At 66.3% G+C, this 25384-nt stretch carries 33 protein-coding genes and 1 tRNA gene; 16 read left to right on the top strand and 18 right to left on the bottom strand.

All coding sequences use genetic code 11. From position 1 onward, the window contains the following. Positions 1-72 precede the first annotated feature (72 nt). Together ABIB29_RS00700 and ABIB29_RS00695 are read right to left on the bottom strand one after the other, a co-directional pair. Entirely contained in the window at positions 73-618 is a 546-nt protein-coding gene (locus ABIB29_RS00700) for an acyl-CoA thioesterase (protein ID WP_354169195.1), read from the bottom strand. A 10-nt stretch (positions 619-628) separates the two neighbouring features. Continuing rightward, positions 629-1369, bottom strand: coding sequence for a Type 1 glutamine amidotransferase-like domain-containing protein (locus ABIB29_RS00695; RefSeq protein ID WP_354169192.1), 741 nt, complete (start codon positions 1367-1369; stop codon positions 629-631). Positions 1370-1430: 61 nt separating this feature from the next. On the opposite strand from ABIB29_RS00695, the gene ABIB29_RS00690 reads away from it, so the two are divergent. After that, positions 1431-1919: a GNAT family N-acetyltransferase gene (locus tag ABIB29_RS00690; protein WP_354169190.1), complete on the top strand. Its 489-nt coding sequence runs from the start codon at positions 1431-1433 to the stop codon at positions 1917-1919. Between the two features lie 29 nt (positions 1920-1948). On the opposite strand, the gene ABIB29_RS00685 is transcribed toward ABIB29_RS00690, so the two are convergent. From ABIB29_RS00685 to ABIB29_RS00665, 5 genes are all read right to left on the bottom strand, one after another. Further along, the gene (locus ABIB29_RS00685; protein WP_354169187.1) at positions 1949-2353 is read right to left on the bottom strand and encodes a VOC family protein; all 405 of its coding nucleotides are present in this window, start codon (positions 2351-2353) and stop codon (positions 1949-1951) included. 52 nt (positions 2354-2405) lie between these two features. Further along, complete coding sequence (locus ABIB29_RS00680) at positions 2406-2948, bottom strand: GNAT family N-acetyltransferase (protein ID WP_354169184.1); 543 nt, start codon at positions 2946-2948, stop codon at positions 2406-2408. A 21-nt stretch (positions 2949-2969) separates the two neighbouring features. Then, positions 2970-3695, bottom strand: coding sequence for an MgtC/SapB family protein (locus tag ABIB29_RS00675; RefSeq protein WP_354169181.1), 726 nt, complete (start codon positions 3693-3695; stop codon positions 2970-2972). Positions 3696-3780: 85 nt separating this feature from the next. Further along, positions 3781-4125 (bottom strand): hypothetical protein, encoded by a 345-nt coding sequence (locus tag ABIB29_RS00670; RefSeq protein WP_354169178.1) that lies wholly within the window; start codon positions 4123-4125, stop codon positions 3781-3783. 14 nt (positions 4126-4139) lie between these two features. Further along, positions 4140-4409, bottom strand: a complete 270-nt coding sequence (locus ABIB29_RS00665; RefSeq protein ID WP_354169176.1) for a hypothetical protein — start codon at positions 4407-4409, stop codon at positions 4140-4142. Between the two features lie 199 nt (positions 4410-4608). Here ABIB29_RS00665 and ABIB29_RS00660 point away from each other — a divergent pair, with 199 nt between their 5' ends. Continuing rightward, a complete protein-coding gene (locus ABIB29_RS00660; RefSeq protein WP_354169174.1) occupies positions 4609-5238 on the top strand; it encodes a GAF and ANTAR domain-containing protein in 630 nt (209 codons plus the stop codon). Positions 5239-5264: 26 nt separating this feature from the next. Then, a complete protein-coding gene (locus tag ABIB29_RS00655) occupies positions 5265-5699 on the top strand; it encodes a DUF1810 domain-containing protein (protein WP_354170246.1) in 435 nt (144 codons plus the stop codon). A 153-nt stretch (positions 5700-5852) separates the two neighbouring features. Here ABIB29_RS00655 and ABIB29_RS00650 read toward each other — a convergent pair whose 3' ends face one another. Further along, positions 5853-6167, bottom strand: coding sequence for a hypothetical protein (locus tag ABIB29_RS00650; RefSeq protein ID WP_354169169.1), 315 nt, complete (start codon positions 6165-6167; stop codon positions 5853-5855). A 153-nt stretch (positions 6168-6320) separates the two neighbouring features. On the opposite strand from ABIB29_RS00650, the gene ABIB29_RS00645 reads away from it, so the two are divergent. The 4 genes from ABIB29_RS00645 (at position 6321) to ABIB29_RS00630 (ending at position 7793) form a co-directional block, all read left to right on the top strand. Continuing rightward, the gene (locus ABIB29_RS00645) at positions 6321-6509 is read left to right on the top strand and encodes a hypothetical protein (protein ID WP_354169166.1); all 189 of its coding nucleotides are present in this window, start codon (positions 6321-6323) and stop codon (positions 6507-6509) included. A 119-nt stretch (positions 6510-6628) separates the two neighbouring features. Beyond that, a complete protein-coding gene (locus ABIB29_RS00640) occupies positions 6629-6895 on the top strand; it encodes a hypothetical protein (RefSeq protein ID WP_354169163.1) in 267 nt (88 codons plus the stop codon). A 52-nt stretch (positions 6896-6947) separates the two neighbouring features. Then, a complete protein-coding gene (locus ABIB29_RS00635) occupies positions 6948-7280 on the top strand; it encodes an ArsR/SmtB family transcription factor (RefSeq protein ID WP_354169160.1) in 333 nt (110 codons plus the stop codon). Positions 7281-7295: 15 nt separating this feature from the next. Beyond that, positions 7296-7793 (top strand): SRPBCC family protein, encoded by a 498-nt coding sequence (locus ABIB29_RS00630; RefSeq protein ID WP_354169158.1) that lies wholly within the window; start codon positions 7296-7298, stop codon positions 7791-7793. Between the two features lie 105 nt (positions 7794-7898). Here ABIB29_RS00630 and ABIB29_RS00625 read toward each other — a convergent pair whose 3' ends face one another. Both ABIB29_RS00625 and ABIB29_RS00620 read right to left on the bottom strand, forming a co-directional pair. Next, positions 7899-8222, bottom strand: coding sequence for an SHOCT domain-containing protein (locus tag ABIB29_RS00625; protein WP_354169155.1), 324 nt, complete (start codon positions 8220-8222; stop codon positions 7899-7901). Positions 8223-8256: 34 nt separating this feature from the next. After that, positions 8257-8712 (bottom strand): DUF6325 family protein, encoded by a 456-nt coding sequence (locus tag ABIB29_RS00620; protein ID WP_354169153.1) that lies wholly within the window; start codon positions 8710-8712, stop codon positions 8257-8259. Between the two features lie 392 nt (positions 8713-9104). On the opposite strand from ABIB29_RS00620, the gene ABIB29_RS00615 reads away from it, so the two are divergent. The 6 genes from ABIB29_RS00615 to ABIB29_RS00590 all read left to right on the top strand — a co-directional run bounded on the left by ABIB29_RS00615 (position 9105) and on the right by ABIB29_RS00590 (position 15861). Beyond that, positions 9105-10322, top strand: a complete 1218-nt coding sequence (locus tag ABIB29_RS00615) for a PP2C family protein-serine/threonine phosphatase (RefSeq protein WP_354169150.1) — start codon at positions 9105-9107, stop codon at positions 10320-10322. Positions 10323-10502: 180 nt separating this feature from the next. Next, positions 10503-11747 carry a PP2C family protein-serine/threonine phosphatase gene (locus ABIB29_RS00610; RefSeq protein WP_354169148.1) on the top strand — a complete coding sequence of 415 codons (1245 nt, stop codon included), beginning with the start codon at positions 10503-10505 and terminating at the stop codon, positions 11745-11747. Continuing rightward, positions 11744-13741: a glycosyltransferase family 2 protein gene (locus tag ABIB29_RS00605; protein ID WP_354169145.1), complete on the top strand. Its 1998-nt coding sequence runs from the start codon at positions 11744-11746 to the stop codon at positions 13739-13741. The genes ABIB29_RS00610 and ABIB29_RS00605 overlap by 4 nt, the downstream gene beginning before the upstream one ends. Beyond that, positions 13725-14057 carry an STAS domain-containing protein gene (locus ABIB29_RS00600; RefSeq protein WP_354169142.1) on the top strand — a complete coding sequence of 111 codons (333 nt, stop codon included), beginning with the start codon at positions 13725-13727 and terminating at the stop codon, positions 14055-14057. Before ABIB29_RS00605 ends, ABIB29_RS00600 begins: the two co-directional genes overlap by 17 nt. Beyond that, positions 14050-14478: an ATP-binding protein gene (locus tag ABIB29_RS00595; protein WP_354169139.1), complete on the top strand. Its 429-nt coding sequence runs from the start codon at positions 14050-14052 to the stop codon at positions 14476-14478. Before ABIB29_RS00600 ends, ABIB29_RS00595 begins: the two co-directional genes overlap by 8 nt. 153 nt (positions 14479-14631) lie before the next feature. Continuing rightward, positions 14632-15861 carry a glycoside hydrolase family 26 protein gene (locus tag ABIB29_RS00590; RefSeq protein ID WP_354169136.1) on the top strand — a complete coding sequence of 410 codons (1230 nt, stop codon included), beginning with the start codon at positions 14632-14634 and terminating at the stop codon, positions 15859-15861. Between the two features lie 71 nt (positions 15862-15932). Here the strand turns inward: ABIB29_RS00590 and ABIB29_RS00585 are convergent. Further along, positions 15933-16014: transfer RNA gene (locus ABIB29_RS00585), tRNA-Tyr, on the bottom strand. Positions 16015-16164: 150 nt separating this feature from the next. Then, positions 16165-16419, bottom strand: coding sequence for a hypothetical protein (locus ABIB29_RS00580; protein ID WP_354169133.1), 255 nt, complete (start codon positions 16417-16419; stop codon positions 16165-16167). A gap of 212 nt (positions 16420-16631) precedes the next feature. Here ABIB29_RS00580 and ABIB29_RS00575 point away from each other — a divergent pair, with 212 nt between their 5' ends. Next, a complete protein-coding gene (locus tag ABIB29_RS00575) occupies positions 16632-17123 on the top strand; it encodes a YajQ family cyclic di-GMP-binding protein (protein WP_354169131.1) in 492 nt (163 codons plus the stop codon). A gap of 160 nt (positions 17124-17283) precedes the next feature. Here the strand turns inward: ABIB29_RS00575 and htpX are convergent, their stop codons facing one another. Beyond that, the gene (gene htpX, locus ABIB29_RS00570; protein ID WP_354169128.1) at positions 17284-18156 is read right to left on the bottom strand and encodes a zinc metalloprotease HtpX; all 873 of its coding nucleotides are present in this window, start codon (positions 18154-18156) and stop codon (positions 17284-17286) included. A 50-nt stretch (positions 18157-18206) separates the two neighbouring features. Then, positions 18207-19478, bottom strand: coding sequence for an MFS transporter (locus tag ABIB29_RS00565; protein WP_354169125.1), 1272 nt, complete (start codon positions 19476-19478; stop codon positions 18207-18209). Positions 19479-19638: 160 nt separating this feature from the next. On the opposite strand from ABIB29_RS00565, the gene ABIB29_RS00560 reads away from it, so the two are divergent. Both ABIB29_RS00560 and ABIB29_RS00555 read left to right on the top strand, forming a co-directional pair. Next, positions 19639-20130 carry a Fur family transcriptional regulator gene (locus ABIB29_RS00560; protein ID WP_354169122.1) on the top strand — a complete coding sequence of 164 codons (492 nt, stop codon included), beginning with the start codon at positions 19639-19641 and terminating at the stop codon, positions 20128-20130. Continuing rightward, positions 20130-21638 carry a catalase gene (locus ABIB29_RS00555; protein WP_354169119.1) on the top strand — a complete coding sequence of 503 codons (1509 nt, stop codon included), beginning with the start codon at positions 20130-20132 and terminating at the stop codon, positions 21636-21638. Before ABIB29_RS00560 ends, ABIB29_RS00555 begins: the two co-directional genes overlap by 1 nt. Before the next feature lie 70 nt (positions 21639-21708). On the opposite strand, the gene ABIB29_RS00550 is transcribed toward ABIB29_RS00555, so the two are convergent. From ABIB29_RS00550 to ABIB29_RS00535, 4 genes are read right to left on the bottom strand one after another with little or no spacing between them, the layout of a single operon-like run. Continuing rightward, the gene (locus tag ABIB29_RS00550; RefSeq protein WP_354169116.1) at positions 21709-22584 is read right to left on the bottom strand and encodes an ABC transporter ATP-binding protein; all 876 of its coding nucleotides are present in this window, start codon (positions 22582-22584) and stop codon (positions 21709-21711) included. After that, on the bottom strand, positions 22574-23347 hold the full coding sequence (locus ABIB29_RS00545) for an ABC transporter permease (RefSeq protein ID WP_354169114.1): 774 nt from the start codon (positions 23345-23347) through the stop codon (positions 22574-22576). Before ABIB29_RS00545 ends, ABIB29_RS00550 begins: the two co-directional genes overlap by 11 nt. Continuing rightward, a complete protein-coding gene (locus ABIB29_RS00540) occupies positions 23344-24186 on the bottom strand; it encodes an ABC transporter permease (RefSeq protein ID WP_354169111.1) in 843 nt (280 codons plus the stop codon). Before ABIB29_RS00540 ends, ABIB29_RS00545 begins: the two co-directional genes overlap by 4 nt. Continuing rightward, positions 24183-25169 (bottom strand): ABC transporter substrate-binding protein, encoded by a 987-nt coding sequence (locus ABIB29_RS00535; protein WP_354169108.1) that lies wholly within the window; start codon positions 25167-25169, stop codon positions 24183-24185. The genes ABIB29_RS00540 and ABIB29_RS00535 overlap by 4 nt, the downstream gene beginning before the upstream one ends. Positions 25170-25384: the final 215 nt, after the last annotated feature.

Genomic DNA, 25384 nt, shown 5'->3' with positions numbered 1-25384 from the left:
CGGGACCCAGGGACGCCGGGACCCAGCGACGTCGGGATCCAGGGACGTCGGCAGGCGCAGGCCCGGACCCGCCTAGGCCCAGACGTGGGGTGCCGGGCGCCGCGCGCCCGGCAGGGCGTTCGTTTCGCGCCATTCGTGGATCCATTCGGGCAGCTCCAGGTCCGCCGGCGGCGCCCCGAACTCGCGGAGGATGTCCTCCTGGCTGACCGGCTTGCCCCTGCTGACCAGGCGGGTGGCGATGAAGGCGCGGGCGTAGATTTCCCCGTCCACCACCATGCGCTGTTCGAAGTAGATGGCTTTCTCGTCCAGGCCGATGATCTTCGTTTCGATCGTGTACCGCTGCCACAAGTGCAGGGACCGGCGGAAGGCGATGGTCTCCCCCGCGGCCACGGGGCTCCATCCCCGGCGGCGCATGGCCTTCCACGTTCCGCTGCGGGCCATCAGGTCGAAACGGCCCAGATCCATCAGGGAAAAATACATGCCGTTGTTGACATGCATCGCGATGTCAATGTCGGTCGGCAGGACCTTCAGCGGCAGCGACGCCGTGTCCCAGATGCTCAGCGGGGAGCGGCGGGAGGACGTGAACAGCAGGACAAGCGCGCGGAGGAGCAGATGCATGGGGACTATGTTACCCGTGAGTAACAACACTGCCAAGGACCGAAACCGTGGCCTTGTGTCCGGGACCGCGGACCAGCCAGCAGTTGTTGGCGCCGATCACCCGCTGCTCCCCCGGGTCCGCATGCGGCAGCACCAGGGCCGTGTCCTCGTCGACAGCCACCGCCCTGGTGACCATTCCGTGCACGACGGCGGCGACTGCCCGGCCCAGCGTGCCGGCCTGTGCGGCGTGGACATCGACAGCGAACGATACGAGGCCCAGCCCCTCGCGGAGCTCCACTTCCCCGAGCCCCTCGGACGCGTCCTCGGGGCACACCTCGACGCCGCTGACGCGGTAGCCGCCGACGATGGCCCGCTCGGGAGCAATCATGGCACCGGCGGAGAAGCCCAAATAGGGGGCGCCCGCGTCGACCGCCTGGCGGATGGCGGCCGCGGCCTTCCGCAGGCCCGCGGCGTAGACCGGGGTGGGACCTCCGCCGACGACGATCGCGTCGACGCCGTCGAACGCTTGGGGGTCCACGTCTTCGCTGCGGTGGAGCAGAACCGTGGTCACCTCACTCGGCGTCCGGCTGTGCAGGGGATCCAGATAGGCCGGCAGGAAGTATTCGGCGCTGCCTCCGTGGTCAACCAGCACCACAGCGATCCGCGGCGGCCGGCTGCCCCCGGCCTGTTGCCGGGCCTCCGCCATGAACTGGTCGAAGATCACCGGAGTCGTCACGGTATCCGGGCCGCCGCCTACCAAAAAGATGCTCATGGGTTCAACGTACCCGGACCGCTGCCACGCGGGGGCAGAAAATGAGTACTACGCTGTGCGGATGACACCAGAGCCGACCGTTCGGGCCGCCGTGCTGGACGACGCCGCCGGCATTGCCCGGGTGCACCTCCAGGCCTGGCGGGAGAGCTACGCCCATCTGCTGCCCGCTTCCTCGCTGGCAGGGCTGCAGCAAGGCCCGCGGGAGGCCCGATGGCGCGGGATCATCACCGCTGCCACCTCGGACATCTGGGTAGCCTGCGCGGGGAAGGAGATTGTCGGCTGGGCGAGCGCGGGGGCCGGCCGCGATGATAACGGACCCCGCCGCAGGGAACTGGAGGGCATCTACGTGCTCGCCAGCCAGTACGGCTCGGGGGCGGGGCAGCTACTGCTGGACGCAGCCGTGGGCGACGCCGGCGCCTACCTTTGGATTGCGGAGGAGAATCCCCGCGCTTTCGCCTTTTATCGGCGCAACCGCTTCGTCCCTGACGGGGCCACCGCGGTGCACGAGCTGGCCGGCATCCCGGTCCGGATCCTGCGGATGGTGCGCTGAGCCGACCGCTGAGCCGACCGGGCGCGGCGTCAGTCCGTGGCGATCAGCTCGGCTTCGAAGCCGTCCGAGTTCACCAGGTACGCGGCAAAGTGGTCCGGACCCCCTGCATGCGGGTACTTCTCCGGGAACAGTTCACGCCAGCCGTGCCCGACGGCGGCCGCGGCGAGCGCGCCGACCTGTTGCCGGTTCCCCGCGCTGAAGGCAAGGTGGTTGAGGCCGGGAGCGGTGCGGTCATGCGTCCGGCTGCTCAGGGCTGGGGATTCCTCGACGACGATGTAGGTCGGCCCCCGCCGCCAGCTGCACCCGTCCGGCCAGTCCTGGTAATCCTGGTAGCCCAGCCGGGCCAGGAGCCAGCCCCATTCGTCCCTGGCCCGGCCAAGGTGCGGCACCCACAGTTCAACATGGTGCAGGGCACCGAGCGATTCATCAGTCACCCAGAGAGTCTCGCACGGCCGGGGGCGCGGGTTTCCGCCGGGTGCCGGCACCTCAGTACAGGATGCGCTGGAAGAGAATGTGGTCCTGCCAGCCCCCGGCAATGTTGAGGTAGGCCGGCGCCACACCGATTTCCGTGAACCCCGAGCGTACGAGGATCTTCTGTGAGGCGGCGTTATGCTGCAGGGTTGCAGCCTGCAGCCGATGCAGGCCCAGCTCGTCCCGCGCCGCGTCGACGGCGAAAGCGACTGCCGCGGAGCCGATCCCGCGCCCGTTGTAGTCCTTGTCCACCCAGTACCCGAGGTGGGCGCTGAGGAACGGCCCGCGGACGATGCCGCTGAGCGTCATCAGACCCACGATCTCTTCCTCGTCCGTCAGCACCCACGGAAGATCGGATCCCGCGATGAACAGGGCCAGCTTGGACTGGACACTCACCATCTGGCCCTCAACGGTAAAGAATTCCTCGGCCCGCAGCGGCTCCCAGGGCGCCAGGTGTTCGCGGTTACGCCGGTAGGCGGCGCACATGAGTTCTGCGTCGGCGGCTCTCAACACCCGGATCCGGACGCTGCCCGCCAGCGCCCTGCTGGTCCCGGTCACCCGGGAGCCCCGCGATGCGCCTCAGTCTTCGTCATCGTCGTCGTCTTCTTCGCTCGAATCGCTACCCCGGACGGTCACGCTCGCCACGCCGTGCAGGTCCATCAGGGGAAGGACCAGGTTGCGCAGCGGATGGCGGCCGAAGAACCGCACCTCCATCGAGACCATCGGCTTCTGCTCGTCCCCGGTCCTCCGGGTGCGCAGGATCGAGGAACTGAACCCCATGGTGGTGGCGATTTCGAGGATCTGCCGCAACACGCCCTGGCCGTCGGCATACTCGATGTGCATCACGCGGTTCCTGTCCACGGAGGGGATCTTGCGGACCGCGGGGGCAACCACAAACAGCGTGATGAGGTGGAAGATCGTGAGCACGACGCCCAGGGAGACCATGCCGGCCCCGCAGGCCATACCGACCGCGGCAGCTACCCAGATGGTGGCGGCCGTCGTGAGGCCACGGACCACGTCCCGGCCCTTGAAAATGACGCCGGCGCCCAGGAAACCGATCCCGCTGACAATCTGGGCCGCGATCCGGGACGGGTCCAGGACGGCCCCAGGCTCCATCACAAAGGCGAAGCCGTATGCGGACACGAGGGTGAAGGCGCACGAGCCGAGTCCCACGAGCACATGGGTCCGGTAACCCGCGCTCTTCTGCCGGACCTGCCGTTCAATGCCGATCAGCGAACACAGCACAAACGTCGCGAGCAGCAGTCCGGCTTCCACCAGGCTTGTGTCGGTGAAGAACGCGAACATGCCACCCACCTTCCTCGGCCCGTCAGTCAGTGGCGGGCCGGCCCGGAATCACTCACCCTTTTTGCTGACTTTAGCAACGCGGCGCTCACTCGTCGTCGGACTTGTTTTCGGACTTTTCGTCTGCCGCGTCACCGGAGCCGTCGTCCGCTCCGCCGTCGGGCGTTCTGCCGGGTGCATCGACGCTGTACGGGGCCCGCGGTGTTCCGGAGTACAACTCATCCAGGCGTTCGTTCAGTGCGTGGGCGAGGATGTCGCGCTGCAGCGGGGGCAAAGCCATGGCGCCGTGGATGTAGGCCTCCACCTCGAACTGTCCGGCGTGGCCGCCGAGGGTGAAGTACCTCAGCCACAGCTCTTCGATGCCGACGTCGGCATGGCGCAGCGAATCGGCAAATCGCCGCCGCTGTTCGCTCTCCTCGTCGCCCAAGGCCATGCCGTCGTCCTGCGTTAGTTTTCGAAGGGTCTGGCCGTAGCCAGCAATTCCGCCGCGACCAGGGCCAGGGGCTTCCCTGTCTGCCGCGACAGCGTTATCAAGTCCAGCTGACCCGAACGGCTGATTAGGGATACTCCGGCGCCGATCGCTCCGGGTATCGCCGTTGTCGTGGCGTCGGTGATCAGCCGGAGGGCGTGGGCTATCGTCTCTTCGGTCAGGAGCAGCCTGGTGGCTTGGGCGGAAACAGCGGTGATCTCCTCAGCCAGCGGCAGTTCCACGCTCATTTTCACCTCAGGAGTCCATATCGGCAGGAGGCCCGCCTGCGCGCATCGCCGCAGGATTCAAGCATACGGCGGGCCGGCCGGGGGCGCCTATATTCACGGTTTCCGGTACCGGCGCAGCTCTACCTTCGGCGGAGCCTGCGCAATAGGATGGGAGAAAGCCGCCGTTTTGTCAGCGTGCGGCCGGGAATTGGGGGCAGCTATGCGTGAGGACCGTGCCGTTTCGTCGACGGCGCACAACGTTGGCGGCAGCGCCGGCACGATGTTGGATCTTTTGCTGGCGAGCACCCAGGCGGGTTCCGGCGTCGACGATTTCCTGACCGAACTTTCCGGCCTGGCGGCGGAGGAACTCTCTCACCCGGGACGCGACGTGTTCTGCGGGCTCACCGTCGACCGGCGGAAGCAACCTTCCTCAGCAGCGGGCAGCACCGGCGACGGATCCGCCAGCACGCTCCGGATCCCTCTCGCTCTCGACGGCGAGAGTACCGCGGTCATCAGCTTTTACTCGCCGCTGGTCGGGGCGTTCTCCAACGACGAGGTGGAGCAGGCGCACCAGTTTGCTGCGGAAGCCTCGCGGGCACTCCTGCTGGCACTGAGTATCTCGCAGCTCGGCGAATCCCGGGATGACCTTGCCGCCGCCATGCAGTCGAGGACCACCATCGACATAGCGGTCGGGGCCATCATGGCCCAGAACCGGTGCGGGAGGGACGCGGCGTTCAAGATCCTTCGGAATACCTCCAACAACAGGAACATGAAGATCCGCGACGTCGCGGCGGCTGTCGTGGCCTCCATCGCCGGCGATACCGACATGACGGCACGGTTCGAGGAGTGAGTTCGCGCGGAGCCGGGGAGGACCAAGTGGAGGATCCCTTCGATCTGGAACGGTTCGTTGCGGCCCAGGACTCGGGCGGAACTTACCGGCATGCCCTCAACGAACTCCGCGCGGGCTCCAAGCGCAGCCACTGGATGTGGTTTGTGTTTCCGCAGATCGCCGGGCTCGGGCAGAGCCCGACCGCCCGGAGGTATGCCGTGACCTCGCTCGATGAAGCGAAGGCTTATCTGGGTCACCCCGTGCTTGGTCCACGCCTGGCCGAATGCGCCGGAGCGGTGGCCGGTCTCGAAGGGCGCACCGCGAGGCAGGTCTTCGGCGGCACCGACGAGCGGAAGCTGCACTCCTCGATGACCCTCTTCCTCCGGGCGGACCCTCGGCAGGATGTCTTCCAGGAGGTCCTTGCGAAGTACTTTGACGGGGTGCCCGATGCGGCCACCGACCAGCTCCTCGGCAGGGGATAAGGCCGGACCGAACATCTCCCTGGACCGTGTCCCGTCGAAGGTCCAGATCCCGCCCCGCATCCACCTCAACCTTTATTCGGAGCAGCAGGACCGGGCAACCGTTTCTGCGTTGTGGATACGGCCGGATGGGAGCACCGCCAGCGCCGGTCCTCGTTACGACAGCGGGGGTACCGCGCCGTACGATTTCGGGACCGCGTAGGGGTTGACCGGCCGGTCCTCGTCCAGGGAGGACGGCTCCCTGGTGGCGTAGCCCCGCGCAGTTTTCAAGTCGCGGGAGCGCCGATACAGTCCGAAGCCGACCGATCCGAGTCCGCCTGCCAGTAGCGCCAGCCCCAGAATAAACAGACCCGTCGCTCCCGCATCGGCACGGCCGGTGACTACGTCGAAAAGCGGCATCGGCAGGACAAAAATGGTCGCAGCCAGGGCAAGGCTGCCCGCCACGATTTCCCGCGTCCCCTTGGACCTCATGGTTCCCCCTCCATTGTGTGTCTTGAGGTTCAGTAAAGCCGTTCCCCGGCCAATCCGGAAGGGTGCCCCGGCGTTCCCCGGTTCAGCCAGCAGGGTATCGACGCGCGGTGGGATGCGGAGGAGGATTAAGGGGCAGTCACGATAAGGAGGTCAGTGATGTGCTATCAGTACAACAGGGAGTTCCGGCGGGACATCAAGAAGGATGATCCAAAGGAAACTGAGGTGCGTCCGGAGCCCCGGGCGGAGGCGCCCGGCTTCAAGTTCTGGGCCTTCCCCCGCCGCAGCCGGGAATTCACCGTCGAGGAGCCGGCCACAACTGACCGGACCCGCGAGAAGGTCTAGCCGGAAAACCAAGGAAGGCTCCTCCCCGAGGAGCCTTCCGCTCCGTCAGGCTCCGCCGTGCGAGCGTTCCGGAGAACGTGCGGGAGACTGGGAGTCCCCAATACGAAGGCAGGACCGCAGTGATCAATCTCCAGCAGGACGCCGAAGGCTTCATCCGCATGAAGCGGCATTTTCCCGGCAGCACCGTCATTTCCGTGACTTTCAATGATGGCTCCTCGGAGGAATTCTCCGGCCAGCAGCTCAACACCCTCTACGACGAGGCCCTCGCCGTGTACCGGGCAGAGAATCACCTCGATGCGAAGGGACATTCCCGGGCACCGAAAAAGACGGTCCAGCCTGCACACGCGATTGAGTTCGTCGCGGTGCACCCCGGCATGGCCAAATAGCGCTTTCAAAAACTGTTGACACCGCGGAACGGGCGGAATATTCTACAACCAAATGGTTGTAGATGAGCTGAGGGATGCTGACCTTGACCGCCTGTTCCAGGCGTTCGCCGATGCCACCCGGCGGGACATTGTCACCCGCGTGACGGCCGGCGAGTATTCGGTATCAGGGCTGGCGGAGCACTACGCCATGAGTTTCGCCGCCGTCCAGAAGCACGTGGCGGTATTGGAGCGCGCCTCCCTCGTGACGAAGGAACGGCGCGGACGGGAGCAGATCGTGCGGGCCCACCACGATGGCCTACAGCGAGCCCGACGGCTGCTCGATGAGTACGAATCGATCTGGCGGCAGCGGGCTGACCGGATCGCAGACATTCTCGCAGAGGGATAGGAAGAGAGTTCCGTCATGACCGTAATCAGTTCGCACAAGAATGCCGAAGCCCTGAGCTTCACCGTCGTCGCCGAGTTCGATGCCGGCGTCGAGCGAGTCTGGCAGGTCTGGGAAGACCCGCGCAAGCTCGAACGCTGGTGGGGCCCGCCCACCTGGCCCGCGACCTTCGACAGCCACGACTTCGTGGCCGGAGGGAAGGCCAGCTATTACATGACCGGTCCTGAAGGCGAGAAGAGCCGGGGATGGTGGCGGTTCACCGCCATCGAGGCCCCACGCCGCCTGGAGTTCGACGACGGATTCGCCGACGAGAACGGCGACCCGGTCCCCGCCATGGGCACGAGCCACGCCGTGATGGAGCTCGAGGCAATCGACAACCGCACGCGGATGACCATGGTGTCGACCTTCGACTCCGCAGATGCCCTGGAGAAGGTGCTCGCCATGGGTATGGAAGAGGGCATGAAACAGGCCCTCGCCCAGATCGACGCCATCCTCGCCGAGACCAAAGTCAGCTGACCGGAACGGGTCCGCAGTAGAAGCCGAACCCGCCGGCAATCACCTCCGCAGCTGCCTTCCGGGACAGCGCGGGGGTGATTTACCGGGTCGGGCGGGCCGGCCGGTTTAACCGCCGAGGATCTTCGCCTTCTGCACCCCGAACTCCTGTTCCGTGAGAATCCCCTGCTCCTTCAGCGCCGCGAGCTCCTTGAGCTGCTGGATGGCGTCGGTGGAGATTCCCCCTGCGGCGGCCGGGGGCGGAGCCGGTGGCTGGTAGGCAGCTTGCTGCTGCTGGCCCACTTGCTGGTCGTAGGCCTGCTGCTGCTTCGCCGCGGTCGCGGCATCCTTCTCGGCGAACTTCGAAGCCTGCCTGCGCTGAACGCGGCCGCTGACCGCGGATGCCGTCCCGGCAACGACCGCCGTCCGCGCCATACCCCTAAGCAGTCCCATAATTTTTCTCCTCTTCTCCTCACGTTTTTGGGTGTCAGGCTACGGGCCGCTTGGCGTCGAGGGCCTCGAGCGCCGCCATCACATCCGGCGCAGGGATCCGCGTACTCGCAACGAGCTCGCCCCCGCCGTCGCGAACGGCCGCCACAAAAGGTGCCGCCCAGGCGTTTTCGAAGACAATCAGCGCGGCGAGGGTCCCTGGCATCAGCGCGCCTGTTGCTTCGGCGATTTCCTCCTCGCCGAGAAGCCCTGACTGCGCGCCATCGAAGTATGCGAACGCCTCCGCGGGACCGCCCGGGTCGGTGAGCTCAAGGACCTCGACCGCGCCGTCCTCGTTCTTCATGACAATGAGGAGATCGAAGAGCCGGATCACACCCTGCTCCACGAGCCTGATGAGCTCTTCACCCGCCCGTCCCGTCAGCCCTGCCCTGGGGAACTCGAGGAGCACAAAGTCGACCGGCCCGTGGGCCTCAGTCTCCGGCGTGGTTGTCACTGGCTTTCCTCCGTTCTGATTGGAGCGCCCTGTCCGGCACGCTCGTCTAAGTGTGGACGTCGCCTGCCGGGGCGTCACCACCCGCATCGGGTGATCCCGTGGGCGTGTCCTATAAACCACTACAGCGCCCGCGGCGGGGTACCCACATCATCCCTTTCGGGTGAGCCCAAGCGAACGGGCTCGGCCCCCGCAATGAGGCAAGAGTGCGGTACCTTGCCCGGTTCCCGGCTTAATATACTGTCCAGCCGTCGCTGGAAGGACGGCGCTTCTTTGCTCCCCTGCGATGGGCGGTAAGCTCGTTCGAGGTTGAGCGCCACCGTGTATCCGGGATGACCCGGCTACTCTGACGAGTAGGACCGTGACGGATGCTCCCCCTCAACGTTGGAGGACGTATGACAAGCACGGAACACCACCCATCCCCCAGCAGCCTCCGGGGTCCTGATGCCCCGGAATGGGCGCGGCTGGAGGACCTGTCCAGGACCCGCCTGCTGGACACACCTTCTGAGGAGCGCTTCGACCGGATCACGCGCCTGGCGCAGAGCCTTTTCGGGGTCAGCGCAGCCAGCGTGTCGCTCATCGCCGAGAACCGCCAGTACCTCAAATCGTTCGTAGGCCCGCTGTCCCGCGAATCGGACCGGGGTGACGCGTTCTGCGCCGAGACGCTCAAGTCCTCTGAAACCATGATCGTGGAGAACGCCCTCACCGACGAACGTTTCCGGGACAACCCGCTCGTGACGGGCAACCCCCACATCAAGTTCTATGCCGGCCACCCCCTCACCGGCCCGGGCGGCACCCATGTTGGGACGTTCTGCATCATCGACCAGTCGCCCCGGTCATTCGGTGCGGAACAGCAAAAAATCCTCGAAGACCTGACCCAAATCATCCAGCGTGAGATGAACCTGTCATGGGACATCGACCAGGGCGCCCGCACGCAACGAGCTCTACTGCCGATCACCCCTCCCGCCCCGGCCGGTTATTCGCTGGGAGTCTGCTTCTATCCCGCCTTCGGGCTCAGCGGGGACTTCTACGACCTCGGCACCACGGTGTCCGGACACTTCCGCATGACCGTCGGCGACGCCATGGGCAAGGGTGTCGGTCCTGGGCTCGTGGCAGGGGCGGCGCGTTCGGCCTTCGCCGACGCCGGCTGGGACGCGGACCCGTCCCGCCTCCTCCGGGACGTGTCTGACCGCATTGACGGGACGCTGGCCCGCGCAGGGTCCTTCGCCTCGGTCTTCCACGCGGTCATCGACCCGGCAACCGGCACGGGCCTCTATGCGGACGCCGGACAGGGGTTGACCCACATCCTGCGCGCCGACGGCACCGTCGAGCGCCTGCCCCCCACAGGACCACCGCTGGGGCTGGTCCCCGGTGCGGCCTGGAACCAGCGCCCCATCGCGTTGTCTCCCGGAGACGCAATCCTGATTCCGACCGACGGCCTCCTCGACCTCCACGGCGGCGACCTCGGCCTGCTAGCCACCGTCATGACGGATTGCCTGGCGCGGAACGACGCGGACACGGCTGTCAAGAAATTGTGCGACCGGAGAGGAAAATCCGTCGTCCTGGACGACATCACGGCCGTCCTCTTCCAGCGCGCGCCGGGACGAAGCTAAGGCCCGACACCGGTCCAGGGCCGGCAGGCGTCCCGCTGGCGCTGTCACCGCCAAAGGATCGGTAGGATTCATGGGGACAAGAGCTGGGGAAGTCTGGATTTAGGGGAATCAGTGGCGGCAACGGCAACGCGGGACGCCGTCATGAAAGATGTGGACGGGAAACCATGGCAGCGCCCACGGATGCCGACCATTGTGACGGGTGTGGACGAGCTGTCGCCGCTTCGGAAACAGCTGCCGTTCGCACTGTTCTTTATCGTCGCCGCGGCCATGAGCAGTGCGATCACGACCCTGACGGTCAGCGACTGGACGGCACTGGCAGCCGGGGCGGTGCTGACGGCGGCGGCCACCGGTGTCGCCGCCATAGCGGGCAAACCGGAGCTGGCACGCTTTGCCATCATTGTGCCTTCCCTGGATTTCCTGGCAGCCGGAGCCTTGCGGCACGGCACGGGGGAAAGCCACTCCATCTATGCCTCGATTGTCCTGCTGCCGGTGCTCTGGTGCGCCGCCATGCAGGGCCGCCGCCACGTGGCCTACGCCGCTGCAGGCGCGACAGTAGCCATCATGGTCCCGTTCGCTCTCGGGTCGAGCATCGACGCGAACCCCAACGAGCTCTTCCGCGGGCTGTTCAGCACGATGATCTTCATCCTGGGAGCCCTTGTGGTCAACGAGTTGGCGCAACGGGCACGACGCCGGCTCCACACCGCGCGCGAGCAAGCGGCCGCGGCCACTGCCGAACTCAGCCGCGCCGCCCAGATCCAGCGCTTCCTGCTGCCAAAGAACGCCGCTCCCCTCCCCGGCTACCAGACAGCCGGCGCCTGCATCCCCTCCACCGCCGTCGGAGGGGACTTCTTTGACTGGTACCTCATCGAAGAGGGGCTCGGCTTCACCCTCGGTGACGTCATGGGCAAGGGAGCCGGCGCCGGCATGGTCGCCGCCACGACGCGGGCTGTCATTCGCAGCGCCCGAAACAGCGGTGACCCCGCGACCGCCCTGACCCTTACGCAGGACTGCCTGGCTACCGACCTGAGCCAGGCGGGCACCTTCGCGACACTCTTCCACGCCCGGCTCAGGGCCTCCGACGGGCGGATCCTGTTCTCCGACGCCGGCCACGGCCTGACCCTGGTCGTCCGCGCGGCGGGCACCTGGGAGAGGCTCGCCTCTGACAACTTCCCGGTCGGCCTGCTCCCCGACACCCGCTGGGAATCCTTGGAAACACGGCTGGGACCCGGGGACATGATTGTCAGCTTCAGCGACGGCGTCCTGGACCTCTATGACGGAACACTCGCCGCGGTGGACGAGATCGGACGGCTCGCCGTCTGCGCGGGGTCCGCGGAAGAGCTCGTCGACGCCGTGCGCCGGCGGGCACAGGGAACCTCCAACCCCGATGACGTGACCATCCTGGCCGTCCGGCGGGAAACCCTGTGAGGCGCTTCTGGGTCCGGTTCGTCGTCGTACTGACGGTGCTGACCGGGATCAACTACATAGCCTGGCGCTGGCTGGCCTCGCTGAACTGGGACGCCTGGTGGATCGCCGTGCCGCTCGTCGTCGCCGAAACGTACAGCCTGATCGATGTGCTGCTCTTCGGGATGACGGTCTGGCGGCTCAAGACCCGCACACCGCCGTCACCGGCTCCTGCGGACGCCACTGTCGACGTCTTCATCACGACGTACAACGAGCCGCTGGACCTGGTGATGACGACGGCGCTGGCCGCCCAGCAGATCCGGCATCCGCACAGCACCTGGATCCTCGACGACGGTGACCGGCCCGAACTCCGGGACCTGGCCGCCGCGCACGGGCTGGGGTACGTGACCCGCAGCGCGGCGTGGAGCGGGATGCCCCGGCACGCCAAAGCCGGGAACCTGAACAACGCACTGATGATGACCTCAGGAGAGTTCCTGCTCATCCTGGACGCGGACCAGATCCCCGAACCGGACATACTGGACAAAACGCTGGGCTACTTCAACAACCGCAGGGTCGCCCTCGTCCAGACGCCCCAGTACTTCATCAACGTCCCGGCGGACGATCCCCTGGGCAGCCAGGCTCCGTTGTTCTACGGCCCGATCCAGCAGGGCAAAGACGGCTGGAATGCTGCGTTCTTCTGCGGCTCCAACGCCGTCCTCCGGCGGGAGGCCCTGATGCAGCTGGGGCTGGTTGGCTATGTCAAGGAAACGGAAAAGAGTATTCGGCGCGCCCTCAGCGCCTCCCAGGCCGCCATCCGCAAGGCACGCAAAGCAGCCTCCAGCGAATCCGTCCTCCTGCAGCAGACCCTCGACGAAGTCGAAGCGGCAACCCAGGAGGCCCGCCGCCAGCTCGACGCCGGCGAGTCATTGAGCGAGATCACCTACCGGGCGCGGCGGCGGGTGGATCAGGCGGTCCAGTCGCTGGTGCTGGCCGATGTGTCCGCCCTGCAGGCCGACCTGGAGGAGATCGCAGCGATGTCTCCGGTGGAGGTCGGAGAAGCGGGCGTGCCGGTGGTGACCGAGGATGCGGTGCAGCGGATGGCGGCCCGTGACTGGTCCCCCCTCGGGGCCATCGAGTCCGTCCAGGCCGTGCTGGACGCGTTGTCGGTGGAACGGACCGACGAGGCCCAGCCGGTCATGCCGCTGGCCACCATCTCCGTGACCGAGGACATGGCCACGGCCATGCGGCTCCACGCCATGGGCTGGCAGAGCGTGTACCACCATGAAGTCCTTGCTTACGGGCTGGCACCGGAGGACATCGGCACCATGCTGACCCAGCGGCTCCGCTGGGCCCAGGGCACCATGCAGGTGTTCCTGCGGGAAAACCCGCTGGTCCAGCGGGGACTCAAACTGGGCCAGCGGCTCATGTACTTTGCGACCATGTGGACCTACCTCAGCGGCTTCGCCGCCGTCATCTACTTCGCTGCACCGATCGTTTATCTGCTCTTCGGCATCCTGCCTGTCACCAGCCTCAGCACTGACTTCTTCGTCCGATTCATACCGTTCATGGTGGTGAACCAGCTCCTGTTCGCCATCGCCGGGAAGGGCATCCCCACGTGGCGCGGGCAGCAGTACAGCCTCGCTCTGTTTCCGACCTGGATCAAAGCCTGCACGACGGCGGCCCGGAACGTCTGGTTCGGACGCCCCCTCGGATTCGCCGTCACCCCCAAGGACCGCCAGTCCGGCGGACCGCGGTGGAGCCTGATCCGCCCGCAGATTGCGGTGTCCGTCCTTCTGGTCATCGCGGCTGTTGTGGGGATTGGGCGGCTTGCTGCCGGAATGTCCGAACCGATCGGCACACTGGTCAACGTACTCTGGGTGGTGTTTGACCTCATCGTCATGAGTATCCTGTTCCGGGCCGTCAGGTACCGCGGGTACCCGGGCAGCGATTCCCCCGATGAGACCGACAGCACCACCGAGTCATCCAAAGAAAGGGCCATCCGTGGACCTGAGCTATGAAGTAAAAAACAGCTACGCCGAGATAACGGCCGCCGGCCGGCTCAACATGGTGTCCGCGCCGAAACTGCGGGAAATGGTTACGGAAGTTGTCGCTGCGGGTACCTCCCGGATCGTGATCAACCTGCAGGAGACAGCCTTTATGGACTCTTCCGGCCTCGGAGCCCTCATCGGATGCCTCAAAGCCGCCCGGCAGGCCGGCGGCGACCTTCGGATCGCGGCAGTTCAGCCGCAGGTCCAGATGGTCCTTGGCCTGACCAGCATGGACAAAGTCCTGACGTCGTACCCCTCCGCAGCCGAAGCTTTCGGCGATGACTGACGTCCTCGCCCGGCGGACGCTGCGCCAGGCGGCGCTTCCGGAAGTCATCGAGGCCGTGCACACCGAACTGGACGGCCTGTGGGATGACGCGTCCTTTGTCCCGGACATGGACCGCATGACCTTCGCCACCGCCGTCATCGAGGCTGCCAGTAACGTGGTGCAGCACGCCGTCCCCGAATCGACGGAACCGGTGGAACTCGGGGTCGACATCAGCGTCACGCCCATCAGGCTCGAGGCCCGGGTCAGCGCCTTCGGCGCAGCCTGCCCCGACCCCATCGACACCGACCCTGCCATGCCCGACGGCGAGGCTGAATCCGGGCGCGGCCTCGCCCTCATCCGCGCCCTTGTCACCACCGTGACGTTCAAGCGCCAGGATGGGACGAACACCTGGATCCTGTCAAAGTCCCCGCTGCACGACTGAGCGGAATGCTTGGACAATCCTCGGGATGTCCTGCGTCTTTTTAGTCCCCGGGGCGGGCCGGCCGTAACGGACACTGGAAGCTACGGCTTCCGGTGGGGGCCGGGTACCGTCACGACGCCCCGCCGCACCCGGCGTCCGGCCGAGGAGTTTCCGATGAAGCCGATTAGAAGCCTGGCCAGCGTCCTGGCGCTGGTGGTCCTGAGCCTGTCGCTGGCAGCGGTCACCGCCCAGGCCGCGGCCGCGGCCATCAGCCTCAGTCCTGCCCAGGGCCCGGCGGGAACCACGGTCACCGTCACCGGCACCGGCTTCCCAAAAAAGAGCTCCGGGACCCTCGACGCCGGCACCAGCTCCGCCGCTTTCAAGGTGGGCGCCTCCGGATACTTCACCGCCGCCGTCGTCATCCCGCAGACTTCCCTGCCGGTCCTTGACGTCCAGGCCACGGCCGGGACCGTCAAGGCCTCGGCGGCCTTCACCGTCGTCGCCGCCCCGGTGACCGACCCTGAGCCGCCGCCACCGGCCATCAGCAGCGCGCCGCTGCGCTTCGGCGTCGGCACGCCGGGCGGACCGCTGGCATCGGCGGAACTGGACCAGGCCGCGTCCCTTGCCGGCGAGGTGCCCTCCATCATCCTGTCCTACAAGGACTTCAACCAGGCCCCGCCCGTTCCGGAGCTGGACGCCGCCCGCAGCCGGGGCGCCACGACCCTGCTGACGTGGGAGCCCTGGGCCTGGGGCGGCGGAACCGAACAGCCTGCCTATGCCCTCGACCGCGTCACCGCCGGAGACTTCGACCCCTATCTGCGGCAGTGGGGCGCGGCCCTGGCATCCTGGGGGCATCCGGTGATGCTGCGCTTCGGGCACGAGATGAACGGCAACTGGTACCCCTGGTCCGAGGGCATCAACGGCAACGGACCCGGTGATTACACGGCCGCGTGGCGGCACGTTCACGACGTCGTCGCTGCCACCGGCGCCACCAACATCACCTGGGTCTGGAATCCCAACGTCCCTTATTTCGGGTCAACCCCGCTCGACGGCCTGTACCCCGGCCCCGGGTACGTGGACGCGGTGGCACTCGACGGGTACAACTGGGGCACGTCGGCGGCCTGGAGCAGCTGGATCATGCCGACGGAGCTCTTCGGCCCAGGCCTGGCCGAACTCAGACGGCTCGCACCCGGCAAACAGGTGCTCATCGCAGAAACATCGTCCGCGGAACAGGGCGGCTCCAAAGCGGACTGGAACACAGCACTGATCAGCTACCTTTCAGCGCAGTCCGACGTCACAGCGGTGGTCTGGTTCAACTTCAACAAGGAAACAGACTGGCGGATCAACAGCAGCACCGGCTCCGCCACGGCGCTGGCCGCTGCCCTCGCCGCGCGCCGCCAATAGCCGGCTACCGCTTCCCCCTGGGCAAAGAAAAAGCCTCCGGAACCTGTTGGTTCCGGAGGCTTTTCCAAGGGTGGCAGATGAGGGATTCGAACCCCCGTAGGCGTTGCCAGCTGATTTACAGTCAGCCCCCTTTGGCCGCTCGGGTAATCTGCCGAACTTCAAAAGAAGATCACTCGCGGCTGCCATCGTCAGAACGCCTGCTTCCAGTCCGTTCCGCTTCCAGTAACCGCGGGCAAGACAACTTTACAGAACTTCCGCCGAAGAATCGAATCGGCGGATTTGGGCCCCAAAAACCCCGGAAAATCAGGCTTCACCCAGGATGCGGCTGGCAAGTTTGGACTCGAACCTCGCAGCCTGCTCCTCAGTGATCTGGTTCAGCTGGACGGCACGCGCTAGATCGGTGTGGACGCCGTCCAGCCGCGACGAGGCATCCGCGGCGGGGCTGAAGATGATGGAAGCCGCCAGCGTCGCGGCTGCCACCGAGGACGCGGCGGCGGCAATACCGCCGGCGGCAGCCGCCGTTGAGCGGATGACTTTCCGGCCGGGCTTGTTCTGCATGAGCTTTACCTTTCGAGCGACTCTTCCAACTCCTGCAACTCTGCCGCCCGAAACTTCGTTCCCGCCCTGACTCAGCTTTGAGCGGACTGTGAACGTGACTATGAAGGCGACAATGCCCCGCGGCCACCACACAAAGGGGCATCCGTACTAGGCTGGATTGCAGACACAACGGCCCCTCACCGGGGCACCCCCCAACCACCAGGAGGACAGTCATGGCAGGCGAATCCACATTCGACGTCGTCAGCAAGGTCGACAAGCAGGAAGTCGCCAACGCGCTGAACCAGGCCCAGAAGGAACTGGTCCAGCGCTACGACTTCAAGGGCGTCGGCGCCGAGGTCGACTTCAGCGGCGAGAAGATCCTCATGAAGGCCAACTCCGAAGAGCGTGTCCTCGCGGTCCTGGACGTGCTGCAGTCCAAGCTCATCCGCCGCGGCATCTCTTTGAAGTCCCTCGACACAGGCGAGCCCTACGCCTCCGGCAAGGAATTCCGGCTCGAGTCCACCATCAAGGAGGGCATCGCGCAGGACCTCGCGAAGAAGATCAACAAACTCATCCGCGACGAGGCCCCCAAATCCGTTAAGTCGCAGATCCAGGGCGACGAGCTCCGCGTGACCTCCAAGTCCCGCGATGACCTGCAGGAGACCATGAACCTGCTGAAGGGCTTCGACGAGGCCGACCTGCAGTTTGTGAACTTCCGCAGCTGACTGTGCGACCGCGGCACTAGGAGCCTCACGACGCGCGACGAATCTGACGCTGCGCAAAAGGACTGTCGCTACCCGGATCCGGGTAGCGACAGTCCTCTTGCGCAGCGCGGAACTTTTAGCGTAGCGGCAGTCCTTTTGCGCAGCTGATTTACGCGCCCGCTTAGCCCAGCGGCCGGCCCGCCATCCGCTCCAGCCGGCCGATCCGCTCGCTCATCGGCGGGTGCGTCGAGAACATCTTCGCGGCACCACCGCCGCGGAACGGGTTCGCGATCATCAGGTGCGAGGCGTTGACCAGTCGCTGGTCCTGCGGCAGCGGCGCGAGCTGGACGCCCTGCTCGATCTTGCGCAGGGCTGAGGCCAGCGCCAGCGGGTCTCCGGTGAGCCGGGAACCGTCCTCGTCGGCGTCGAACTCCCGGGTGCGGGAGATGGCCGTCCGGATCAGCGAGGCAGCAAACGGTGCCAGCAGTGCCATCGCGATCGCGGCGAGCGGATTGGCGTTGCGCCGGTTCCCGCCGCCGCCGAAAATCAGGAACATCTGCGCCATCGAGGTGATGACGCCGGCGACGGCGGCAGCCACCGAGGCGGTCAGGATGTCCCGGTTGTAGACGTGCATCAGCTCGTGGCCCAGCACACCGCGCAGTTCCCGGGCGTCCAGCAGCCGGAGGATGCCTTCGGTGCAGCACACCGCGGCGTTTTGCGGGTTCCGTCCGGTCGCGAAGGCGTTCGGGGCCATCGTGGGCGAGAGGTAGATCCGCGGCATCGGCTGCTGCGCCGTGGCGGAGAGCTCCCGGACAATTTGGTAGAGCTGCGGCGCCTGGGCCTCCGTCACGGGATAGGCCTGCATGGCCCGGATGGCGATTTTGTCACTGTTCCAGTAGCCGTAGGCCGTGGTGGCGACGCCGATCAGGGCCATGATCCAGATCGGTGCGGCACTGCGCATACTGGAGGCCATCAGCGCGCCGAGTCCCAGCAGCACGGCCCACAGCACACCGAAAAGGGCCGCGGTCTTCAGTCCGTTGTGATGCTGATGCACTGTTCCTCCAGAAGTCGTCCCATGGACTCTCACCCGGAAAAAACGTCCCGCTACGGCACCGGGTTCCGCGCGTCGTACTTCAGGAAGCCAGACTGCCAGTGCGCCACGGCCCAGGCCACCGCGATGCACACCAGGCCGCCCAACAGCAGGACCCAGCCTTCACTCAGAATTTTAGTCCAACCGCCTGCGAGCACGTCTCCCACCCGGGGCCCGCCGGCCACCACCACAATGAAGACGCCCTGCAGCCGCCCGCGCAGGTGGTCCGGTGTGGACGCCTGCAGGATCGTGGTGCGGAAGACGGCGCTGACGGAGTCGGCGATGCCAGCCAGCCCGCAGCACAGGGCCGCCGGCAGGAGCCACCACGTCACACCGCCGGCGCCGGAGTTCCCGGCGAGGACAACGACGAGGCCGAAGCCGGCAATCGAGGCGCCCCAGCCCATCACGGACCAGACGACCGCGGCCCCCTGCCGCCGCACCGCCCCTAGAGGTCCGGAGAAGAGGCCGGCCAGGAACGCGCCGACCGCGGTGGAGGCCAGCAGGATCCCCACCGTGGTTTCGCCGCCGCCGATCATCACGGCGCCGATCGCGGGCAGCAGCGCCCGGGGCTGGGCGAAGATCATGGCGACGAGGTCGATGATGAAGGTCATCTTCAGGTTGGGGCGCGTGCCCAGGAAACGGAAGCCCTCGACGACGGACCGCAGCCCCGCGGGCCGCGCATGTTCGCCCGGAGGCATGGCGGGCAGCTTCAGCAACGCCCACAAGGCGAAGGCGAAGGTGGCGACGTCGATCGTGTAAGTCCAGGCGAAGCCGACCGTGGCCACCAGCAGCCCGGCCAGCAGCGGCCCGGCGGTCAGGGTGAGGCCAAAGCTGATCATGCTCAGCGCGTTGGCGGCGGGCAGGAGTTCCTTGCGGACCAGCAGCGGGATGATGGCGCTGCGGGCCGGCTGGTTGATGGCCTGCGCACCGCTCTGCACCGCCACCAGGACGTACAGCAGCCAGACATTTCCCAGCTGCAGCCAGGCCTGCAGGGCCAGGCAGGCGGTGGTCAGCCACAGTACCGAGGAGGCCAGCAGCGCCACCTTGCGGCGGTCGTGGGCGTCCGCGATCGAGCCGCCCAGCAGCCCGCCGAAGACCAGCGGGACGAGGGCAAAGATGCTCAGCAGTCCCACGTAGAGACTGTCCTGGGTGAGCCGGTAGACCTCCAGGCTCACGGCAACCAGGGTCAACTGGCTGCCCAGGGCGGCGACAGCGGATCCCAGCCACAGGCGGCGGAACGCCGGACTCTCGCGCAAAGGCGTGATGTCCGCCAGATATTTCCCCACCCGGATACTCTAGTGGCGCCGGAGTGCCTGGCCTGCGCACCCGGCGCCCGACGCGCAGCCCTTCGCGCAGTCTGCCGGCAGGACCCCGGCACCCGCCCGTAGGGGCGTCATAAGCCGTGCCTTATTATGATCGACTCATAATAAATGCTTGAATGGGGGCATGACGGAATCGACGGGTACCCACGAAGCATGGGCTGCCGCCCTGCGTGCCCACGGCCGCCGGGTGACCAAACAGCGGCTCGCCGTGCTCACCGCCGTCGAGCATCACCCGCATTCCCCCGCCGAGCACATCCTCGCCGCCGCCCGCCAGGACCTGCCCGAACTCACGGCACAGTCCGTCTATGTGGTCCTGGGTGACCTCACCGACCTGCAGATGCTGCGCCGCTTTGAGCCGCCGCACTCCCCTGCCCTGTACGAGACGCGAGTGGGCGACAACCACCACCACGCCGTCTGCATCAGCTGCGGCCGGGTCGAGGACGTCGAATGCGCCGTTGGCCACGCGCCGTGCCTGACGCCGAGCTGGGACGAGAACGCCAGGCCGATGACCATCCAGATCGCCGATGTGCTGTACCAGGGCATCTGCCAGGACTGCCAGCGCACCCAAAAACTTCCCTCCACATCTGAACAGCAAGAAATCAACAAAGGAGAATGATGACTGCGAACCTTTCCGCGCCCATCTCGCACACCGCGACCACGACCCAGACCGGAGCCCCCGTCGCGTCCGACGAGCACTCGCTGACCGCCGGTGCCGACGGAGCCACCGCGCTGCACGACCGCTACCTGGTCGAGAAGCTCGCACAGTTCAACCGCGAGCGGATCCCGGAGCGCATTGTGCACGCCAAGGGTGGCGGCGCCTTCGGCACCTTCACGGTGACCGGCGACGTTTCCCGGTACACCCGCGTGGCTGCCTTCCAGCCGGGCGCCCAGGTTGGCACGGCCATCCGCTTCTCCTCCGTGGCCGGCGAGCAGGGCTCCCCCGACACGTGGCGCGACGTCCGCGGTTTCGCGACCCGTTTCTACACCCCTGAGGGCAACCTGGACATCGTGGGCAACAACACCCCCGTATTCTTCATCAAGGACGGCATCAAGTTCCCGGACTTCATCCACTCGCAGAAGCGCCTCCCGGGCTCCGGCCTGCGCGATGCCGACATGCAGTGGGACTTCTGGACCCTCTCCCCCGAGTCCGCCCACCAGGTCACCTACCTCATGGGCGACCGCGGCCTGCCCCGCTCCTGGCGTGAGATGCACGGCTTCTCCTCGCACACGTACCTGTGGACGAACGCCGAAGGCGAACGATTCTGGGTCAAGTACCACTTCCGCTCCAACCAGGGCGAGCACAACATCACCAACGAGCAGGCTGAGCAGCTGGCCGGCGCCGACGCCGACTACTACCGCCGCGACCTGTACGAGTCCATCGCTGAGGGCAACTTCCCCAGCTGGGACCTGCACGTCCAGGTCATGCCCTACGAGGATGCCAAGACCTACCGTTTCAACCCGTTCGACCTGACCAAGGTCTGGCCGCACGCGGACTACCCGCTGGTCGAGGTGGGCCGCTTCGAGCTGAACCGCAACCCGGAGAACTTCTTCGCCGAGATCGAGCAGATCGCCCTGTCTCCCGCGAACGTCGTTCCGGGCCACGACATCTCGCCGGACAAGATGCTGATGGCACGCGTGTTCTCCTACCCGGACGCACACCGCTACCGCGTCGGAACCAACTTCAACGAGCTGCCGGTCAACCGCCCGGTCTCGCCGGTGAACAACTACTCGCAGGACGGCTCGCTGCGCCACGGCTACAAGCCGGCAACGGCCCCGGTCTACGCCCCCAACTCCTTCGGCGGCCCCGTGGCCGACCCGGCCCGCGCCGGTGAAGGTTCCTGGGAGTACGACGGCGCCCTGGTCCGCACCGCCGCGACCCTGCACTCCGAGGACAGCGACTTCGGCCAGGCCGGCACGCTGTACCGCGAGGTCTTTGACGAAGCAGCCAAGGCCCGTTTCCTCGACACCATCACCGGTGCCGTGGGCGGCGTGCACAACGCCGAGATCAAGGAACGCGCCATCCAGTACTGGACCAACGTCGACGCCGAGCTCGGCGCCAAGCTGCGGGCCAACCTGGGCACCGCCTCTCTCTCCGACGCTGAGGCAGCCAACAAGATCGGCTGATCAGCTTCGAACGAAAACACCCCGCCACGGATCCTCCGCGGCGGGGTGTTTTCGTTGCTGGCGTTACTTGCTAGGTGACATCCACGCCCGAGGCGGCGGCCGGCGTCGAGCCCGGACCGGAGCCTCCCGCGGCGGCCGGGCGGTGGCCCTTTTTGGCGAGCTGGATCTGCTCATAGACGTGGTGGCGGAGTTCGGTGAAGCGCGGCAGGGACCGGGTCTCGAGCTGGTCGCGGTCCGCGGGCAGGTCGATGGTGATGTCTTCCTGGATCACCGTCGGGGAGCTGGAGAGGATGATGACGCGCTCGCCGAGGTAGACGGATTCGTCGATGTCGTGGGTGACGAACAGGACCGTGATCCCCAGCTTCTTCCACACGGTGCGGATCAGGTCCTCCAGGTCCGCCCGGGTCTGGGCGTCCACGGCCGCGAACGGCTCATCCATGAGCAGGACCTCGGGCTGGTACGCGATGGCGCGGGCGATCGCCACGCGCTGCTGCATGCCGCCCGAGAGCTGCCACGGGTAGGACCGCGGGACGTGGGACAGGCCCACCGCCTCCAGCGCCTCATCGACGAGCTTGTCGCGTTCGGCCTTCGGGACGCCCTGGTTCTTCAGCGGCAGTTCCACGTTGTCCCGGACCCGCATCCACGGGAACAGCGAGCGTCCGTATTCCTGGAACACCACTGCCATCTTCTTGGGCGGGCCGACGACGCGTTTGCCGTCCAGGAGCACTTCGCCCTCGGTCGGGGCCATCAGCCCGGAGATGCACTTGAGCAGCGTGGTCTTACCGGAGCCGGAGGGTCCCACCAGGCAGGCCAGTTCGCCCGCGCGCAGATCGAAGGTAAGGTTCCGCACGGCCTCCACATCGCCGCCGTCGGTCTGGTACACCTTCTTCAGCCCGCGGACGGAGAGCATCGCTTCCGGGCCCGCGTGAGTTGCGTCAGGCTGCATTTTCTACCTCTTTCTGGCCGTGGTACCAGCGCAGGATATTCCGCTCGGCCCACTGGAAGATGAATGACATGCCCACACCCAGCAGCCCGAGGACCACGATGCCGGACCACATCTCCGGGATGGAGAAGGACCGCTGGAACTGGACGATGGTGAAGCCCAGTCCCGAGGACGAGGCGAACATTTCGGAAATCACCATCAGGATCAACCCGAGGGACATCGACTGGCGCACGCCGGCCATGATCTGCGGGCTGGCGGACGGCAGCACCAGGTACCGGACGCGGGCCCAGCCGTCGAGGCCGTAGGTGTGGGCGGAGTCGGAGAGCACCGGGTCGACCGCGCGGACGCCCTCGATCGTGTTCAGCAGCACCGGCCAGACACAGCCGGAGATGATGACGACGATCTTCATGGTGTCGGTGATGCCCATGAGCAGCATCAGGACCGGCACCAGGACCGGAGGCGGTATGGCGCGGAAAAACTCCAGCGTCGGTTCCAGCAGCGACCGGAGCCATCGGACCGATCCGATCAGGACCCCGCCGACGACGCCGATCACGATCGCCGCGAGGACACCCACCGTGAGCCGCCCGATGCTGGGCAGCACATCCGTGAAGATCCGTTCACCGAACCAGACCTCGCCGAAGGTTTCGACCAGGCTGGCCGGGGTGGGGACGAAGAAGTTGACCGTCCCCAGGGTGGAGGCCCACCAGATCAGGATCAGGATCACCGGCAGGCCCAGGATGTAAACGAGATTCTTCAGGGTCTTCATACGACCACCTCGGAGCGGACCGACGAGTGCCAGGCCAGGGTCTTCTTTTCGATGAAGCGCATCAGCATATTGATCAGCACGCCGATCAGGCCGGTGGCGAGCACCAGGGCGTACATGCCGGAGATGGCACCGCCCGACTGGGCCAGGGCGATTTCGCGGCCGAGCCCCGGGGATCCGATCACAAGTTCCGCGGTGATGGCCAGGACCAGCGCCACCGCGCCGGCGAGCCTCACCCCGGTCATGAGGTAGGGCAGGGCGGTGGGAAAGACGACATAGCGGATCCGGGCCATCCTGCCCAGGCCGTAAGTCTTGGCTGTGTTGTTGGCGACCATATCGACGTCGGCCACGCCGTAGAGCACCTGGATCAGGATCTGCCAGAAGGCGGCGTACACGATCAGCAGCAGCGACGACTCGATCTTCACGCCGAAGAGCAGCACGGCCAGCGGGATCAGCGCCACCGACGGGATCGGGCGCAGGAATTCAATCGTGGAGTTGGTGGCCCTCCGCAGGAAGTTGCTGGAGCCAATGATGAAGCCAAGCAGCACGGCTGCCGCCACGGCCATCAGGAGGCCCAGGAACCAGGCCTTCATGGTCTCGCCCACGGCAACCCAAAAGGCCGTGAGTCCAAAATCGACCACCAGCGCGGCAATGACCTCACTGGCGGGCGGCAAATAGTTTGCGTCGATGATGCCGAGCCGGGGAATGAGCTCCCAGGTGAGCAGGAATCCGAGAATCCCCGCGACGCCAAGCAGTTGCTTTGTTGGTACCTTGCGGACCTGCCGGTGCTGCCGCTCCACGTCGGGAGCGGCAGCACCGGCAGCCAGAGTCTTTGAACTCACGGGAGCAGTTCGTCTGCGTTCGGAGCTTTGGTCAGCGTGCCGTAGCCGGCGGCTGCGTCGCCGAGGACCTTGAACGCGTCCTTGTTGAAGTCGACCCGGTACCGCGGCAGTGTGATCGCAGCCCGGGCAGCCTCGTCGATCTTGGTGTAGGTGCCCACGATGTCGCGGACTTCCTGCGGGTGCTGCTGCGCGTATTCGAGCGACTTGTTCATGGCGCGGGTGAACTTCTGCGTCAGGTCCGCCTTGCCCTGGATGGTCTCAGCCTTGGTGAAGTAGCCGGCGATGTCCAGCTCCGGGTCCATCTCAACGAAGTTCCAGGACACCACCTTGCCGCCTTCAGAGACGGCCTTGGACAGGAACGGCTCGAGGATCCACGCCGCGTCCACCTGCTTGTTGGCCAGGGCCGCCGGGGCGTCCGGGAATGCCACTTCAACGAACTTCACGCTGTTGGGATCGCCGCCGTCCTTTTCGACGACGGACTTGATCGTGGTGTCGCCGATGTTGGAGAGGTTGTTCACCGAGACGGTCTTGCCTTCGAGGTCTTTCGCGGACTGGATGTCCGAGCCTGCCGGTACGACGACGCCGCCGATGTCCTTGCCGATCTCACCGGTGGTGGATGCACCATTGGCGACGAACTTGAGGTCCAGGCCCTTGTCCTTGGCGACCATGACCGAGATCAGGTTGGAGAAGGCAAAGTCGAAGCTGCCGCTGACGACGCCGGGGACGATCGCCGCGCCGCCCGTTGCGGTCTGGATGTCCAGCTGCAGTCCCTCTTCCTTGAAGAAGCCCTGCTTGTCGCCGAGGTAAATGGGTGCGCAGTCAACGATCGGAATGACGCCGACGCTGACCTTGGTCAGATCCGAACCTCCGCCGGAGCCTCCCGTGGCGGTTCCGCCTCCGGTGGAACTGGGCGAGCCACTTCCGCAGGCCGACAATCCCAGAACGGACGCTGCTGCCAAGACGGCAATAAAACGACGTTTCATGTTCACTCCTATGTGCCCATTGGCGTGGGAGTGACAAGCCCCCAAAGCCCCAGATGTTCGCTGTTCGAACAGACGTTCAAATTAAGTCTGTTCTAAACCTGATGTGAGGTCAACCACGTTCGGCTCATTGTTACAGCTCTGAGACGGGTGCGTCTATGCTCGCCGCCTAACAAACCCGCACCCGAAACACCCCGTCACGGATGCTCCGGGGCGGG

It is taken from the genome of Arthrobacter sp. UYEF36, assembly GCF_040547025.1.
Lineage (GTDB): Bacteria > Actinomycetota > Actinomycetes > Actinomycetales > Micrococcaceae > Arthrobacter.
Note: the sequence above shows the minus strand (reverse complement) of the source record. Positions and strands in the feature narration are given on the sequence as shown.